Origin of the sequence: Paenibacillus arenosi, assembly GCF_014841135.1 — a bacterium.
Classification (GTDB): domain Bacteria; phylum Bacillota; class Bacilli; order Paenibacillales; family Paenibacillaceae; genus Paenibacillus_B; species Paenibacillus_B arenosi.
In genome coordinates, this window is sequence record NZ_JACYTN010000002.1 from 140,983 (window position 1) to 158,820 (window position 17,838).

The window sequence follows — 17,838 nt, forward strand, 5'->3', positions numbered from 1 at the left end:
ACAAGGTTGTTTTTATTCTTATCGTCCGCATTTGTTTAATCTATTAAAAACTTCAATCTAATCATCTAAAAATTTATATAAATGGAAGTTTCCTTCTTCCATTCTATGATCTATAATAGAAATACTTAGGAAAGGGGGTGCATCGTTAACTAATGTATGAAGGAGGTGCCGTAACAACCTGAAAGCGATTACAATCTAATCTCTATAGCGCAGCTTCAACACACAGGATGATATACGCTGCCTACCTCGTTTTTACCCACCCAAAACCATTTTAGGAGGAATTAGATTATGATACAAACTCGTACATTGTTAAACCCTTTTAAAAGCGTTCCTTTCCTTGCAGCATTCGCAATGACACTTCTATTGGCTTTGATTTCTGTCGTGTTTGCTCAACAAGCTTCAGCACATGGTTACATCGAATCCCCTAAAAGCCGCTCATATAAGTGTAATCAGCTTATAAACGTAAATTGTGGACAAGTCCAGTACAACCCACACGACATTGAAGGACCGAAAGGTTTTCCTTCAGCTGGACCTGCAGATGGTCAAATTACAAGCGCTGGCCGAGGAACGTACAGCGCACTTAACGCACAAACCTCTACTCGCTGGGATAAAACAACACTAAGCGGTGGACCGAACACATTCAAATGGCATCTTACCACTCCACATGCTACAACAGACTGGAAATACTATATCACGAAGAAAAATTGGGATCCTAACCAGCCAATTAAGCGCTCTGACCTCGAACTCTTATGTACGTTTGCAGATGGCGGTGCTACACCAGCTACATCCGTTTCACATACATGCAACGTTCCTACTGACCGCACAGGATATCATGTTATCCTTGGCACATGGGATGTGTTTAATACAAACAACGCCTTCTATCAAGCAATCGATGTAAACTTGGTTAATAGCGTAACTGCTCTTGAATCTTCATCCACTCCTGGCAACATTGCTTCCATCATTCAATCCCTTAATAACGTTGCATTAAATACCGTTAGTTCCAATCAAACAAGCTACTTCGAAGTATTCCACAATAATACAGTGTAGATTTCACTACTTTATGACGGCCCTAGAGCAAGCCTACGTGCAGCTCAAATGAGCGCCAATATAACATACGTTCTAATGTTTACATCAATAACCTTGCTCCATTAATCGGGGCAAGGTTATTTAATTACTATCAGCTTCATAATTAAAATCCTGCCTGTGTACGACAATGTTCCGCAAGCAGTGCTGTAGCATGATTGAGGCGATCTTTGATCTTCCAGTGTTTATAAATATGCAGCCCCGGCTTAGAGTTGACTTCAAATAACCATGCCTTTCCCTTTTGGTCCACTCCGATATCCAGCGCAACTTCCCCAACAGGCTGCTTGATGCACTTCGTCACCTGATTCGCTACCTGAAGGCTAAGAGTAAGAATCCCTTTTTCAACCGTTGTCGCTTTTAATCCAAACACAGGTTTCAATACTTCTTGCACTGGCTTAATCCATCCGCCATGAGTTGTAACATTCTGACTACCAAAAACATTGGCCCCAATTGCGCTAATCTGCCACTTATGTTTGCCGTCTTTAAAGAGATGTACACGAAAATCAAAGAAATCGTTGTGGAGCTTGGCTAATTGAACATCTGCCTGCACAATATAAGACGCTCGCGTATTTTTACCTACTATTTCATAATATAGCTTGGAAAGATCTTTAGATGTAGATACCATATACCTCTTATTAAATCGTGCTTCCTTAATGAAACTTCCATCGATACCCTTCTTAATTTTATAAATTCCTTTTCCTTGGGAGCCTGTAACTGGCTTAAAAAATACCGCTTGATGGCTAGCAAGCAGCTGTGTCACCTGCGTAAGTGTAGGTGCGATAACACTAGCCGGCAAATGTGAACGAATGGCAGCATGCTTCATTAAATATTGATGGATTGTATCTTTTCGAAAAATAAACGGTGGATTAAATAGCGGAATATGCCGCACACGTGCTTGATGAAGGAACTGCCGAACGTGCGGTCGCTCATATACCTTGTACGGGACGATACGATTATAGATAACATCTGGTATCGGAAGCGGCTGCTTATTCACTCGATACTCGCCTAGCGCACTTCGTGACAAGCTGCGACCATGAATCAATTCTTTCGACCAGTTCACTTCACTAGGAAGAAACGTCACCACAACACTTGCATGCGCGTTCAAATGTCGCTGCATAAGCCCCGCATGATCCGTAATTCGTGCATAAACAATGCCTATAATAGGTCCGAGTCGCAGCTTACCATTCTGGTATGTTAGATGCAAACTTTGTACAGACGGCAGCAATAGCTTTTTTTGCAGCATTTTGGATAGTTGAATCGTGCTAGCATTTCCTTGTTTAGTGGAACGAATCACGGCTTTTACATTTCTCCCACCTACCTGCACAACGTAAGACTGTCCGTCTTTTAGCCCCCACCGAGTATGGAGCGCGTTAGGCAGCATTAGTTCATCAGCGGATGTGCTTACCCACTGAATGTGGACACGTGTAGATCGGCTCAATCGACTCACCTCTTCAGTACCATATCGTAATCTAGGTGATAGAACGAATAATACGATGCTTCCTTAATATTTGAATGATATAGGCAGCTCGATGTTTGTAAGAGTGTCTTGCTACTGCCCGTAATGCGTGCTGCTGCATTTCTTTTCGTTTTTTCGGGTTATTCAAATAATACGTTAACCATGTAAACGTTTCTTGTTCTGATGACGTAACGATACAGTCCCTACCTGGCTTGAATCGGCGTCTTACTTCAGGTGTATCTGCTGTTATCATGCAAGCACCCGAGGCCAAAATCTCATAGGTGCGTTGTGTGAGACGATCTGGAGAGTTCTGTGGACATAATACAATGTCAGCTGAACTATATACTTTGTTTGCTTCTGTATAGGTTAGATATGGGTGGAGCCATTTGCGTGGAATTGGCCGTCTAAACATTTCCCTCAATCGACGCCAATCGTTTCCGTATATATTCAGTGTATAGCCTTCGGACAAAGAAGGATTAATCATATGTTTAAGTGTCTTGAATCTAAAGTCGTTCGGTTTTCTTGAATAATAAGGAGCATACCCATTGGCAACTAGTGCTAACTGTGTTTTATATTTGGGTTGAACAGCTGTTGGATGATGGACACTTCGATGATGACCGAAATCTAAATGAGCGGCTGGTATTTTTCTTCGTTTGTATTTAGGAACGGATGCTCGATGTATCGTAAACACAAAATGAGGCTTCACCCTTCGTATATAAGGCAGAGAGAAACGCTTCATGAATCCCGGGTCCTCTGTCGCCCAATAAACATGAGGAACATGGGCAGCCTGCAAATGTTTAGATAAGAATAGCTGTTTCTCTAACGTATCATTAGTAGGCGTCCAACCCATCGTTATGATTAGCTGAGGACGGAATGAAGCGAGCATACGAGGCAGATGCTCATCGGATGTACAAATTGCTACTTGATGCCCCAAATCACGAAATCCGTTTGGCAGTCCGTATTTCCACATCGGATGGTCTTCTACAAATAATATCCTCATGCAATCCTCCCTTTTTGCTCCATGAACATCATGATAACGTTGCTATGAGTATATGCCAACGATTATCACTAGGTAATGGACAATTGCCATACTGTAGTGAGATCAATTATTCTATTCGGAAACCGTACAACATAAAAAAGCTCTTTCATGTTAAAGGATTAACACGAAAGAGCCACTCTACAGTTTGTTTTTTAAGAAGATGTTTCAGCTTATATGGCCAATTCACCGTGTTGTGCTTTTCGTTCAATGTGAGCCATTCGTAAGAACAATGCTACAGCACCTATAGCTAAGCCTGCAATTAGGCCAACCCAATATCCATAGGCCTCAAGCGAGGTAGTCTGAGCAAGTACATATCCTACAGGAAGCCCTACAATCCAGTACGAGCAAAACGCAATAATAAATACGGACTTAACATCCTTGTAACCGCGCAGTATGCCTTGAACAGGTGCTGCAATAGCATCTGATAACTGGAAAAATATCGCATATACCATAAATACTTGCGTAAGCGCAATAACTTGCGGATCGTTTGAGTATAAACGAGAAATATTTTCATTGAACAAAAATAAAAATACCGCACAAAATACAGACAGCGATACCGCAGATAAAATGCCAATGCGAGCATATTGCTTAGCATCCTGAATTCGTTTCGCCCCAACTTCGAATCCAATTACAATCGTCATAGACATTGCAATGCTCAGCGGTAGCATATACAACAAGGAAGCAAAGCTCAACGCAGATTGATGAGAGGCAATCGTAACGGTGTCGTAATTGCTCATTAACAATGTGACTGCGGAGAATACGCTAACTTCGAAAAATATCGACAAGCCTATTGGTACTCCTATCGTCAGTACCTCTTTCCAATGAGCAAACGATATAGCTTCAAATTGTCCAAGCATACCTAACGAACGCATCATTTCATTTCTCTTCATTAAGATGACCGCAATAATGAAAATGACGATATACGTAATAGCTGTCGCTACTCCAGCACCTACTCCACCTAGTCGAGGCATTCCAAACTTACCGAAAATGAAGCAGTAGTTGAGAAATACGTTGATTGGAAAAGACAATAATGTAATGAACATCGTAATTCGCGTTTGCCCCAAGCCATCTATACTTGCACGAAGCACTGTGTATAAAAACAATGGAATAACACCAATACCGAGAGCGGACAAATATTCTCTGGCTACGCGTGCAACCTCTGGCTCAAGCGTCATCCAATTAAATATTGGGTCAAGTACAAATGCCCCGATTACAATAACTGCTGCACCAACGATTATAGATAAGTAAGCGGCTTGAATAAGGCTTGATGCGATTTTATCTTTTCTACCAGCCCCTACATGCTGTGCGATAATCGGCGTTACCGCTAGGAAAATACCGCTCAATCCGGTGTACACCGGAACCCATATACTTACAGCCATAGCAACTCCGGCTAAATGTTCTGTGCTAAATTGGCCAGACATGATCGTGTCGAAGAAACCCATTAACTGCATCGTAACTTGTGTAACTAATATTGGTAGTAATATGGCAAGCAATTGTTTAATCTTCTGCTTGCGTGAATATGTCTGAATCATATGCTGCACCTTTCTCATTTTAATAAGTCGATTCAATACTGATTTAAACGCTCTACATAGTGTATATGTTTACACATGAAAAAGAAAGAAAATCATGAAAAAAACTGTGATTTCAAAATAATAGTGAAAATCGTTACATGTCATCTCTTCATCGGCGCTTTAGCTTTTGATGGAATGCACATATAATAATAGATATCATCATAGGAATAGGGTTACATGTAAACAGTATTAACTTATGAATTGAAGGAGTAACAACATGTCTATTCAAAAAACTAAAGACCGCGCTCGATTGGATGAAAAACTCCCGTCTATGCCGTGGTTCGTGCAACAATATATCGAATTTAAGATGCCAGACTTATCTCCCTCCACTCTATTGGAGTATGTACGGGACTATGAAATTTTTTTCAACTGGCTGATCGTTGAAGGAATTAGCAAAGCGACCACCATGCAAGAAGTAACTCTATTAGATCTTGAATCACTTCGTATGGAGCATGTTACATCGTTCCGTATTTATCTCACTACGTACAAGGAGCAGACGAACAGCAGAATTACAGTATCTAGAAAGCTATCTTCACTTCGCTCCTTGTTCCATTACTTGAGCCAAATAGCAGAGGATGAGAACTTCTACCCGCTCCTGAAACGTAACATTATGGCAAAAATTGAGATTAAGCGAGTAAACAAACCGAAGGATACAGCCGCCAAGCTAAAAGGGAAATTACTTGAAGAAGAAGAGCTCGGAGAATTTATCGACTACGTGCGCGAAGGCTATGCAGCAGATGTGGCAACCAATAAGCAAGCCTTATATTCACATGAGCTAAATGCCATACGTGATGCCGCTATCGTCAGTTTAATCTTGAATTCTGGCCTGCGTGTAAGTGAAGTTGTGAATTTAAATATCGAGGATATCGATTTGAACAATAGGCTTTTGTATGTATTCCGCAAAGGTAACAATGATGAGACGTTCAAGACTCCCGTTTACTTCCGTGAACGAGCGAAAATGGATCTTGAGCAATACTTCATGCTCCGCTCTACTCGATATCACGCCCCTAAGCAAGAGAAAGGCTATTTCTTAGCCATCAAAAATGGAGAAAAAGTGGGCAAGCGCATGACCAAACGAGCCATGCAGCAAATGATACTGAAATATGCAAAGCTGTTTGGCAAGCCTGCCTTAACGATTCACAAGCTGCGCCATTCCTTTGCTACCGATTATTATTTGCAAAATGATATTTACAAAACGAAAGAACAACTTGGCCACGCCTCAACCGAAACGACAGAAATCTATGCTCATCTAACAGACAAAACGATGTCTGAAGCCATTGATAAGTAACTGTGTACATAGTTTACATACAGAAAACTCCCCAACGTTCACTCTTCTTGTGAATGATTGGGGAGTTCTGTATGTACGCTAATTTACAGAGCTACTGACAAAGCTTTATAGAAGACATGCCATGCAGCATGAACGACCTGATCAATTTCGTGTTTTTGCAGCTGTTCGTAATGAATACCTGCGATTACCGTGACCGTAGTTCGCAGCCGTTTTGCCGCTTCCAGCGCCATAGGCTCAGACAATATTGCTTCTTTATGACCCGGCACAACATGCGTCATCGTATAAATTTGCTCAGGTGATCCTGTATGACCAGCATTTTTATAATTCTTCATACCTGTATCACTAGTAGTCATTGATATCGGTATCTCATCTCCCGTTAGACATGTATCATTCACGCTGCAAATACACTCGTCTACATCGGATATAACCACTGACTCAACATAGTAAGCTGTAGATACAGCTCCAATATGATGATGATGAGTATGAATTCCTCCTGACAACCGAATCAGATAATCCCGACCCAGTTGCGTAACCTCACAAGAAATTGTATGTTCCCAACTCAGCGTTAGGAGATTGTCTTTATCATTCATGCGTTTAAATAATCCCTCTAATTTCATCGAGCGATTGAATATTTTCTAGCTCCATATAGCTGTTGATGCCTGCTAATAATTCCTCTCCAGCACGCAGGTTCATAAAGTTATACGTACCTATTTGCACGATGGACGCACCTGCCATAATGAATTCGATCACATCAGATGCCGATGCAATTCCTCCCATACCCATGACCGGCACTTCTACTTGTTTGGCTACTTCATGCACCATCCGAAGCGCAATCGGCTTGATAGCAGGGCCGGATAGGCCTGCATACATATTTTTAAACACACTTGTACGTTGATAAATATCAATCTTCATTCCTGTGAATGTATTCACTAAAGAGATCGCTTCAGCACCTTCTTCTTCACACATCACAGCCATATGAACGATATTTTCCGCATTCGGTGATAACTTTACAGCCAAGGGCAGCGAGGTCATCTGACGCACTTCTCGAACCACTTCCCTTGCCACTTCTGTCTTAATACCGAATGCCACTCCCCCTTCCTTAACGTTTGGGCATGAAATATTCAGTTCTATCATATCTACGGCTCGACGATTTTGCTTACGCCTCTCTTCAGCATCCTGCGTTATTTTCATCGCGCCAAGTACATATTCCTCTATATTGCTCCCACCAAGATTAGCGATCTTCACAGGTTCGATCGTTTCCCAAAATCTCATTTCCTCGCGCAGAAATGCATCAATCCCTGGATTCTCCAATCCAATACTATTTAACATTCCTCCTGATGTCTCCATAAGACGGGCGCCGCCATTGCCTTTACGTGGATGCAGCGTCAGCCCTTTACAAGAAATACCGCCTAGTTTATTGATGTCGTACATCTTGGCATACTCCTTGCCAAATCCAAAGGTACCAGATGCCATAACTATTGGATTACGGAAGCGTATCCCAGCAACTTCACAAGCTAAACTCTTCATGCCAGTCAACCTCCTCAGCTAAAAATACAGGACCATCTGTACACACTTTCTTATTTCCTTGTTTCGTTGATGTGGAGCATCCATAACAGGCTCCGATGCCACAGGCCATCCTTTTCTCGAATGAGACATATACCTTGACATCGAGCCCTTTGGTCAAGTTGGCAACCGCCTTCATCATTGCATACGGGCCGCAAGTATAGACATAATCGTAGCGGGACCATTCAATATGCTCCAGAACGTTACCGTTCACACAAATGTGCAGTTCATTTGCATATGGCTTATAAGCCTCCGTCAAATAAGATTGATCACGAAAGCCTAGAAAAATATCGGGTTTATTGCGGAACTGTTTGGCTGTGTATAACAGCGGTGCAATTCCAATACCTCCGCCAATTAATGCAACACGCCCCGACTGATTCACGAAACCATTCCCAAAAGGCCCTTCAAGCTGAATGGAATCTCCTTCTCTCAATTTCGCGAACAATCGAGTACCTTCTCCAACCACCTTGTACAAAAATTCAATGTGATCATGTTCAACATTGCACACACTGATTGGTCGCGACAGGATCGGATGGTTCTCCCACGCTCGAAGCATAAAAAACTGCCCCATGTTCACTTGAAAATGTCCTTTCACTTTCATCGCGTATATTCCCTCAGCAATACATTCGTTAGATAAGATTGTGTGCACGGCTATACTCCTTTGTAAGCATTCAACATCTTAACTATGTCATGCTTTAGAAAGGATCAACTGTGAAATGAATCACAGTTTGAATGACGGAACCTCGAAAGTTGACAAAGTGTTCAGAATATTAGCAACATATGCTACATGGTGCAGCCTTAATCGTTCACATAAATGGAATTTAAAATGTTGTCCCATGTAGATTCAAAATACCAGACCGGATCACGGGGTACGAGTACAACACACAAGGATGGATGCTTATGATGGCAATCCATAATATCAAAAACGTCAGCTTGTCTTATATATAGAAATACATATGAACCTGCCACCTGTTTATCCAATATATGAAGTGTTTCTTCCATTGGATAATTCCCGCTTTCCTCCGTGCGAATAAATAATATTCGCTTACCCGAAGACATGTCATCCAACATTCGCTTAATTCGTCGATTCAACTTGCTTATCACTTCAGGATACTGCTTCAACTCGGCTAACGTATTTTGATAGACATCGAAATCATGGACAGAAGAAACCTGATAGAACGTATCTTGTACGATATAATGCGCTTTTTGATAGCTTAGATCGCCAGTAATCGTAATATGTTTAAGTGACAAGAAATCTTTAAATTTTGCCTCCAACAGACGGTTGACATGAGGTAAGGATCTAGAAGTCATCCAATCTAACGGCCCGCTACATGGGCGAAGATTACGTGATTGAAGTTTGATAGCAGGCAAACAAGAAGATCCTAAACTATAAATCGCATCATATCCTCCGCGTACTTGTGCGAGATTCATGACAACACTCTCCCCTATCAATTTATATAGATTATGAAATTCCAAGAGAGGGAGTGTTGGCGTTTGTCGCTTACGTAACGCTTTTCATAGACCATCTTAAGTCAATTGACAACAACTGGAGTTGTGAACGGAGTCCATCACATGCATATCCCCATTTCTTACAGGACATAACAAGAGAACAGCAGTTTACGGAAAGGAGGGTACATAATATGCAACGATTGCTTTTTATCATTTTGCTGGGATTAACCTTATCTGGCTGTTCTAACTCACAGCAAGTACATCAGGATGTTGTATCAACGACACATGATCTGACAACGCCTGACACAGCTGAACAGCAATATAAGCCCGAACAACACAATTATTATGTTCCAACACTTCCCGGTTCAAAATCAAACATTTCAAATAGTAAGGAAAAAAGTAAGCTTGCTCCACAATCCGCTGCGGAAACTAAGAAAGTGAAGCAGCCTGAAAAACAAGTTGCCTTGCATCAATCATCACAACAAAAAACTCGTTCTACCCAGCAACGAGCACGACAACAAATCCAAATGAAACAACGCGTGAGCAAAAGATTATCGATTGCTCAACTGCACAATAAATATCCCCAGTTATTTAAGTTAAGAGGGAGTTCCCAAGCTGGCAAAAAAGTCGCACTCACCTTTGATGATGTGCCTGACCAAACGATTACACCTGTTATACTCGATATTTTGAAGCAAGAAAATATTAAAGCGACATTTTTCCTAGTCGGCTATCGTGCAGAACGTAATCCTGCTATCGTAAAGCGCATGGTGGACGAAGGTCATATTATTGGCAACCATACGTACAATCACCCGCTGCTAACGCGTCAAGATTTGCCCAAATTTATTCGACAACTAAGACAGACGGAAACGATTATCGATGACATAATTGGCTATAAGCCAAGGTATTTCCGTCCTCCTTTTGGAGAAATTACTGAAGAACAGCTTCGATGGGCCGGCAAACACGGTTATTTGGTCGTAAATTGGGATGTAGATTCCAATGACTGGCGAGGAATACCAGCTGCCGTTATGGAGAACAATATTATAAATGAAGTGTCTCCAGGGTCCATTGTTCTTCAACATGCAGGTGGAGCAGGCAAAAAGGGCTATCTAGACAATACCGTTAAAGCATTGCCTTCTATTATTAAACGCCTTAAGGCACAACAGTATGATTTTGTAACCATCCCTGAATTATTACATGGTTCGAAAAACAAAAAGTAACGTAGTAAGGGACCAATCACACTTAATGCGTTGGTCCTTTTTTTGTTTACATAATAAATATTATGTTAAATATATATTTAATTGAATTTTCCAACTCCCTAATTTACTACACTAGCATCCATTTCTATGATCTCTTCCAGTCGTCCATACCATTCTAATTAATCCTCATATATTGATAATGGGGGTGATTAGAATGGCAAAATTTCTTGATGGCCAAATATCACAAAATGCTAGCTATGCAGGTTCCATCTCTATTCCTGCAACAACTGCGCCTGCTTTATTTGGAACACTCGGATTAAATCTTACTGGCGCAGGTCCGAATGTTCGCGTTAATTATGAAGCTACTGTATCTTTGTTCAGTCTTCTTGGTATTCTCACCACTGCAACGATTACAGTTGTTCGCATAAGCGGTGGTGTGCCTGTGGTTGTTTATACAGCAAATCAAACTCTACCTGCAATCGCTCTAACTACATTTAATTTCACAATATCCGGGATTGACAATAACGTTCCTGTTCCTGCTGCACCAGGCTTCGTTACCTATCAAGCCTTTATCAGTGTAGGCGGCTTGCTCTTAGCTAGCCGTGTTGGTCCAGAAAGCTTTAGCGCAATTGCTTCCTCTGACTAATTGCAGGTTCCATCATTCTTCTAGGCGGATTGTATAATTCGCCTTCTTTCTGCTTATACTATGTAAATCAAAAGAAGCCGCGACATACACGGCTTCTTTCTCCCAAACAAACTATAGTCATTGACTTGCAACTTTACTTCTCTACTATTACTTCAACACGTATACTTGCACGTCTTGTACACCAAATTTACGAGCTTCTTTTTGGCTTAGCGGCAAGAAAATATCAACTTTGTTCCCTTTAATCTTACCACCTGTATCTGTTGCTGTTGCTACTAGACCACCTTCTGGCAAATGCTTAAACTGGTAACCTGTAATAAATAGCTTCGTACCAAGTGGAATGACATCAGGGTCTACTGCTACCGTACCTAGCTTAAGTGGATTACCTAGCGCGTCAATTGGGCCCCAGCCATTTTCACTTGGATGATCTGTATAGGATGTAGCTTTCATGTTATAGGAACGTTTAAACGTCATAGGTTTACCGTTAACACTAATTACATTTTTCGGTGACTTGCTAACTTTTTCGTCTGAGCTTGAGCTTTTACGATCCGCCGTTGTCACCTTTACAGGTTGAGCAGCTTTACGGTTAGTCTCTTTATCATCAGACTTAGCTGACTCTTGCTTTTCTTCTTGCTTTGGTGCAGAAGCTTGCATAGGCTTATCTGCATCCTTCAAACTTACTGCCATCACGGCTGGAATGCCCTGGTCCATATTTCCCCATATCTCTTGTTCATTTATCATAGGGTTCGCGGCTTCTTCAGCTGGAATGCTCGCTGGAACGCTCTGAGCCTGCTCTTCTAATTCTGTTGCGGTAGTAGACTCCGCATATACAGGTAGTATTTGAATAATCAAGATAGCTACCAATAGTACTCCTGCAATTTGTAACGTCATTTTTTTATTCATAAATATCCTCCTTGAAGCATGCGTCCATTACAATTTCCATGGACTAACATCAACGCGGTGATCATAACATAGAATTCTAGCCTATGATCAGGTAGTTTCTGTAAAAATGCGCAAGTTCACGTGTGCCAACGACTTCAATCACTTGATCTATTGTTTGGAAAATGACATTTCTGACTTTATTTTTACATATATATCCTTTCTCGCAACACCCTTTTTCTATTACCCATCATTGCAAAAGTGAAACAAAATCAAGCAATACGAAGCAACTATTAATAGGTCTCTCCTCTATTAATAAGCCATTCAAACATAAAAAATAGGTTAATGAAACGTCATTTTTACGCTCCACTAACCTATTCCCTTGTTTAAATCAGTTATGATCAGTCCGTATTACCCTACGAATCGCTTACTGAAATACGTATAAACCCCACAGACTAGTACGCATATTCCTGTACCTATCAACAAGCTTTCTACCCGCACTACATCAGCCAACGGCCCGAAAAGGATCATTCCTAATGGCAGCGCACATGAACTAGCAATCTGGACGAAGCTAAATACACGGCCATGCATAGAAGGCTCGACTTTTTCCTGTAGTAAGACCGTAATCGGCGCATTAAAGCACGGCATTGTGATTCCTATTAGTACATTACATATTAAATATACGAGAAATAGTGGTGCGACTCCTAGCCCGATCATCATCAATCCATAAAGAGCACATGCAACTGCCGTTGTATGCATGCGATTCCGAAACCCTCCCCATGCTGTAATCAAAGCACCACCCATTACTGCACCTATGCCAAACGTCATTTCACTCGCCGTCAGTCTCCACATTTCAGCCCCAAAAGAGCGACTTACCATTAGAGGTGTTAAAAAGGCTGCTGGACTAGCTAGTATCATAATAGCTACCAATAACATGAGCAGTCTTTTAATGAACGCATGAGCTCTCAAGTATGCGAACCCTTCCGCGATTCCTTGTAAGTTCGATTTACTCTGATTCTTTGGTAGCAAATAAGCTGGCAGTCGCAGCGTTAACAGAATACAAATTCCAACGCCTGCCGTTATTACATCAATCAATAAAATGCTCTCAATCGGTCCAATTGATAAAATGGCGCCACTTGCTGCTGGAGAGAGAACCATCATTAACGACGTAATGGTGCTGTACATTCCATTTACCTTCATTAGCTGTTCTTTCGGAACAAGCTGGGGAATTAACGCATGAATGGCTGGTGTTTGTATACCAGTACCTGCTGAACGAATCAACAATACGATAAAGAGCAGCCACACATTTTTATACCCTGCCAGAAATAATATAGCCAGTATCAATGTTGCAGCAGCAATCATCCCATCAGATACGATAATCATTTTTTTACGGTTATAACGGTCCACCCAAACACCTGCGAATAAAGAAATGATAATTTGCGGCACAAATCCACAAACCGTAGCAATGGTCATCATTGTCCCCGATGAAGTCGTGAGCGTGATATACCAAACGATTGCGTACTGCACTAATGAAGAACCAAACAAGGTAATCGTTTGTGCAGTTAGAAATAATGAGATTTGAGACTTCCAGTTATGATTAGAGCTATCCATGTTATCGTTTACACCTCTTCTAAGATTTCAGCTAACTAGATACGTTCTCCACTTTCAGCAGGTTAATTTCGACTCCTCTTTTCCTTATAAAATAAAAAAAGCAGAAAGCTGCGTCATTAGACGCTAACTCTCTGCTTCGTGATTAGGTTGTACCAAATGAGTACAACCTTCTCGATTCAATGAATGTGTATACCCCATTGATATCGCCACAAACACAAAGAGCCATAGACAAAGCATTGTCCATGGCTCCTTAATCTACTTAGACATCGGCAAATAGTCATAATTAAATAAGCATAGAAGCCCTACACTTTTTAACCAGACGATTCAGCCGATGAATATAGGAAACATCACATTTCCTGATTAAGCTCCGTACAACGCTTCATCGTATACGTTTGTGCGGAGCGAAGTTTCATCACAAGTTTAACATGTTTAATATAGAGCATTTCATGCACCTTCCTTGTTCATTAAGGCGAATTTTAGCATAGTTTTCTAAATGGGGTCAAGTGAACATCAGCCCTTCAGCATGCTAAGCAATGCGTAGTTGGTACGTGTTAGCCTGGGCCTCAATTAAAATACAGAGGGCTACATGTTTACATAATATATTTTATGATAACTTATCTTCGAAATCTCCCAAATCGTTCCTAATTTCCTTCCGACAATATTGCTTTACATGAAAAATAATGAAAAACTATTGCCAACATAGCCCAACATAGGTTAAGTTAGAGTCAATTGCATAGGAACCAATCCGGGGGCTTGAGTGAGTCAGGCTGAGATTGTAGCCGTAACTGCTACTGACCGTATATCTGAACTGGATAATGCCAGCGTAGAGAATTGATATCGAGAACTTTGTGTATTCAACCGTCTATACGTCTGCGTATTCAGGCGGTTTTTTTATGCAAATTTATAGAAAAAGAGGGGTAACCATCATGCAGCAAACATCTAAAGGATTGAAGTTCTCTGACGTGCTCATTACCGTCGTCATTGCACTCGTATTCGGAGTCCTTTTCAAAGTATGGGATCATGTCTACAGTGCTTCGAAGCTTCTCTTTCCTCAATCCGGTCAATTGACTTATGGATTATGGTTTATGGCAGGCCCATTCGCCTACTTACTACTTCGCAAGCCTGGTGTAGCATTCCTAGCAAGTTCAGCGGCCGCTGTCATTTCGATGCTGCTCGGCTCCACATGGGCATTTGAAACGGTTATTTATGGTGTCGTACAAGGATTAGCAGCAGAACTCATATTTTTACTTGTTCGTTATCGCAAACATAGTCTTGTTGTAGCAGGTGTCGCAGGTATGATGTCTGCGGTCGGTTCCTTCTGTGTTGACCTGTACTTCGGTTATGCTGACTATGAAACATGGGTACTCGTTTTGAAATATGGCTTGCGTTTCTTCAGTGCCTTTGTATTCTGTGGAGTATTCGCTTACTTCCTTGTTCGCGCACTTGAAGCAACAGGCGTAACGAAGTCTATTCGTCCACTATCGCAATCTGACTATGCGGCACTTGATAAATAAACGTTGCAGCGTTGAATAAGTGCAGTATGGATTGAGGTGTAATTCATGAACGTAACACAACATAGTTCAGACCTATCTATCACCAATCTAAGATTAAAATTTGCAGGAGAGTCGTCCTTTATATTTAAGGACCTCTCCTTCTCTGTTCCTCAAGGTCAGAAAGTATTATTACTAGGGCCAAGCGGCTGCGGTAAATCTACACTGCTGCAAGTGCTGAGCGGGATTATTCCTGCTTCCATAGAAGTTCCTATGAAAGTTGACGCGATACAGAAATCTGACAGCTGGGGATTCGTTTTTCAAGATCCAGACACTCAATTTTGTATGCCTATGGTAGACGAAGAATTAGCATTCGTGCTAGAGAATCTATCCATCCCTCGTGAGCAAATGGAACCAGGCATGACCCGTGTATTAGAAATGGTTGGTCTGCATCTTGACGAACTGCATGTTCCTATCCAGAGCTTTTCTCAAGGTATGAAGCAGCGCTTAGCACTTGCAACAGTGCTCTTACTTAATCCTGAAGTGTTATTTCTCGATGAGCCTTCTGCCCTGCTTGATCCCGATGGCACCATTCAAATATGGAAGGCTATCAAAAATGTCGCCAGCGAGAAAACCGTTATTATCGTTGAACATAAAATAGAGCACGTCATTTCCTTCGTTGATCGGGTTGTCCTATTCAATGACCAAGGTGCAATCATTGCCGATCATACACCGGATTTTGTATTCTCAAATTATAAAGAAAAATTGATCCAATACGGCATCTGGTATCCTGATGTGTGGAAAGACTACTCGCAATCTGATACATACCTATCGATTATGAATGAGAAGCATTTGTATAGCCAATCACCTTCTATTCCAACATTATTACGAAAGCAACCGCCATTGTTATGGCTGCATCAATTTGCAGGTTATCGTGAAAAACAACGCAGGATCTATGTACGAGAAGCTGCCGTACATACAGGTGAATGGATCGCGATCACCGGAGAAAACGGGGCTGGTAAAAGTACGTTCCTCCTTTCCCTTATGCAGCTTCTGCAGACGGATGGGACATACGTTATTGAAGGGCATTCTATTGTACAAACACATAGTCGGCTCAAGAAACATGCACCACCAAGTCAGTTGGCTTTTGTTTTTCAAAATCCCGAAATGCAATTCGTAACTGATTCCGTGTATGACGAAATAGCCTTTGCTCTTCAATTAGACAATCAACCACAAAAGGAAATTGATCGTATTGTCAAAGAAATGCTTCTGTCCTTTCATTTGCATGTGAATGAAGATCGGCATCCGTATCAGTTATCAATCGGACAGAAGCGCCGACTTAGCGTTGCCTCTGCCATCATTCAGAATCAGCCTATTTTACTGTTGGATGAACCTACATTCGGATTAGATGCAAAAAGCACATTTGCTATGCTGGAACAACTAGAACAACTACGAGCTGACGGAGTATCCATATTGATGATTACTCATGATCCGAATATCATTCAATATTTTTGCGACCAAGTTTGGGACATTCGCGAGGGAAAACTATCGAGTATTTCTAAAATACAAAGAGCGGCAGAAGCAACCACATCTATACATGATCACAACAATGAGGCAGATAGGATTGAAAGAAATATCCTTCACTGCGAAGCCGCAGCAGAGAGGAGTACATAGATGAAACTGTTCACTCCTCAAAAAGAAACGTGGTTCTATCACGTCAATCCAGCATTCAAGTTTTTATTAATATTGATAGCACTCTTAGTCACCTTGTTCAATCGGAATTTCGCATTCGCACTTCACTTACTTATCCTCTACATTCTATCGTTAGTACTGTGGAGCGGCTATTCTTGGCGAAAATTATTGCTGTTATTAGCACCTTTCATACTTATATTTATTTCTACCGCATCAACAATGATTCTGTTTGGCAAAGGCGATGTGATCTGGTGGACATGGGGCATTATTAAAATTTCAGAAGAAAGCTTTTTTCGTGGACTTCTACTATCGATGAAAACGGTCAGCTTCGGGGTTATGGGCTTATTGTTTGTATTAACAACAAAGCCGCTATTATTTTTCTACGCGCTCATGCAGCAATTTCATTTACCGCCAAAGTACGGATATAGCTTTATCGCTGCCATTCGTTTACTACCAACGGTATGGGAAGAGTTTCATACTCGGACCAATGCTTTAAAAATACGCGGTGTTCGATATAAAGCAGGTATAAAAGGTATATACGAACGTATACGGCTGTATGCCGTACCGTTACTTGCTCAAAGCATTCGTCGTGCGCAGCGTATTGCCGTTGCCATGGAAGCAAAGCAGTTTCACATCGGCTCTTCACGTACCTATTATTATGCGACGTCCTATTCGCGTTTAGATGCTGTATTGTTGCTCATTATCGTCGGCCTATTGTTATTCGCATACACAAGCGCACAGTATATCCCCCTATTTGAATGGGAACCACCGATACAACAGTAATTTTCTAATGAAATGAACCAACAGACGCGTACATCATATATGTTTTGTTCATTACAGATAAACAGCATCACTTGAATCACAGTACACAAAGGCCG

Annotated in this window: 16 protein-coding genes and 1 riboswitch; of the genes, 7 read left to right on the top strand and 9 right to left on the bottom strand. The window is 41.3% G+C overall.

The features are described 5' to 3' along the window. Positions 1-288: 288 nt before the first annotated feature. Positions 289-1,047: a lytic polysaccharide monooxygenase gene (locus tag IFO66_RS03725; RefSeq protein WP_192023853.1), complete on the top strand. Its 759-nt coding sequence runs from the start codon at positions 289-291 to the stop codon at positions 1,045-1,047. A 142-nt stretch (positions 1,048-1,189) separates the two neighbouring features. On the opposite strand, the gene IFO66_RS03730 is transcribed toward IFO66_RS03725, so the two are convergent. From IFO66_RS03730 to IFO66_RS03740, 3 genes are all read right to left on the bottom strand, one after another. Beyond that, on the bottom strand, positions 1,190-2,521 hold the full coding sequence (locus tag IFO66_RS03730) for a YheC/YheD family endospore coat-associated protein (protein ID WP_192023854.1): 1,332 nt from the start codon (positions 2,519-2,521) through the stop codon (positions 1,190-1,192). A 31-nt stretch (positions 2,522-2,552) separates the two neighbouring features. Then, positions 2,553-3,539: a CgeB family protein gene (locus tag IFO66_RS03735; RefSeq protein ID WP_192023855.1), complete on the bottom strand. Its 987-nt coding sequence runs from the start codon at positions 3,537-3,539 to the stop codon at positions 2,553-2,555. Between the two features lie 209 nt (positions 3,540-3,748). After that, positions 3,749-5,110 (bottom strand): MATE family efflux transporter, encoded by a 1,362-nt coding sequence (locus IFO66_RS03740; protein WP_192023856.1) that lies wholly within the window; start codon positions 5,108-5,110, stop codon positions 3,749-3,751. Positions 5,111-5,366: 256 nt separating this feature from the next. Here IFO66_RS03740 and xerS point away from each other — a divergent pair, with 256 nt between their 5' ends. Further along, entirely contained in the window at positions 5,367-6,437 is a 1,071-nt protein-coding gene (gene xerS, locus IFO66_RS03745; protein ID WP_192023857.1) for a tyrosine recombinase XerS, read from the top strand. A gap of 83 nt (positions 6,438-6,520) precedes the next feature. Here xerS and lpdD read toward each other — a convergent pair whose 3' ends face one another. From lpdD to IFO66_RS03765, 4 genes are all read right to left on the bottom strand, one after another. Next, a complete protein-coding gene (lpdD, locus tag IFO66_RS03750) occupies positions 6,521-7,027 on the bottom strand; it encodes a prenylated flavin chaperone LpdD (protein ID WP_192023858.1) in 507 nt (168 codons plus the stop codon). 4 nt (positions 7,028-7,031) lie between these two features. Then, on the bottom strand, positions 7,032-7,964 hold the full coding sequence (locus IFO66_RS03755; protein ID WP_028593707.1) for a dihydroorotate dehydrogenase: 933 nt from the start codon (positions 7,962-7,964) through the stop codon (positions 7,032-7,034). Next, entirely contained in the window at positions 7,945-8,649 is a 705-nt protein-coding gene (locus IFO66_RS03760; RefSeq protein ID WP_192023859.1) for a dihydroorotate dehydrogenase electron transfer subunit, read from the bottom strand. The genes IFO66_RS03755 and IFO66_RS03760 overlap by 20 nt, the downstream gene beginning before the upstream one ends. Positions 8,650-8,798: 149 nt before the next feature. Next, positions 8,799-9,431 carry a DUF1796 family putative cysteine peptidase gene (locus IFO66_RS03765; protein WP_192023860.1) on the bottom strand — a complete coding sequence of 211 codons (633 nt, stop codon included), beginning with the start codon at positions 9,429-9,431 and terminating at the stop codon, positions 8,799-8,801. A 209-nt stretch (positions 9,432-9,640) separates the two neighbouring features. Here IFO66_RS03765 and IFO66_RS03770 point away from each other — a divergent pair, with 209 nt between their 5' ends. Beyond that, complete coding sequence (locus IFO66_RS03770) at positions 9,641-10,666, top strand: polysaccharide deacetylase family protein (protein ID WP_192023861.1); 1,026 nt, start codon at positions 9,641-9,643, stop codon at positions 10,664-10,666. Positions 10,667-10,859: 193 nt separating this feature from the next. Further along, positions 10,860-11,291: a hypothetical protein gene (locus tag IFO66_RS03775; protein WP_192023862.1), complete on the top strand. Its 432-nt coding sequence runs from the start codon at positions 10,860-10,862 to the stop codon at positions 11,289-11,291. A 147-nt stretch (positions 11,292-11,438) separates the two neighbouring features. On the opposite strand, the gene IFO66_RS03780 is transcribed toward IFO66_RS03775, so the two are convergent. Then, positions 11,439-12,191, bottom strand: a complete 753-nt coding sequence (locus IFO66_RS03780; RefSeq protein ID WP_225445480.1) for a 3D domain-containing protein — start codon at positions 12,189-12,191, stop codon at positions 11,439-11,441. 387 nt (positions 12,192-12,578) lie between these two features. Beyond that, on the bottom strand, positions 12,579-13,778 hold the full coding sequence (locus IFO66_RS03785; RefSeq protein WP_192023863.1) for an MFS transporter: 1,200 nt from the start codon (positions 13,776-13,778) through the stop codon (positions 12,579-12,581). Positions 13,779-14,513: 735 nt separating this feature from the next. Continuing rightward, a riboswitch (TPP riboswitch) is annotated at positions 14,514-14,625 on the top strand. Between the two features lie 79 nt (positions 14,626-14,704). On the opposite strand from IFO66_RS03785, the gene IFO66_RS03790 reads away from it, so the two are divergent. From IFO66_RS03790 to IFO66_RS03800, 3 genes are read left to right on the top strand one after another with little or no spacing between them, the layout of a single operon-like run. Then, positions 14,705-15,292 carry an ECF transporter S component gene (locus IFO66_RS03790; protein WP_192023864.1) on the top strand — a complete coding sequence of 196 codons (588 nt, stop codon included), beginning with the start codon at positions 14,705-14,707 and terminating at the stop codon, positions 15,290-15,292. 45 nt (positions 15,293-15,337) lie between these two features. Then, a complete protein-coding gene (locus IFO66_RS03795) occupies positions 15,338-16,942 on the top strand; it encodes an ABC transporter ATP-binding protein (RefSeq protein ID WP_192023865.1) in 1,605 nt (534 codons plus the stop codon). Beyond that, positions 16,943-17,743, top strand: coding sequence for an energy-coupling factor transporter transmembrane component T family protein (locus IFO66_RS03800; RefSeq protein ID WP_192023866.1), 801 nt, complete (start codon positions 16,943-16,945; stop codon positions 17,741-17,743). It begins immediately after the preceding gene. Positions 17,744-17,838 lie beyond the last annotated feature (95 nt).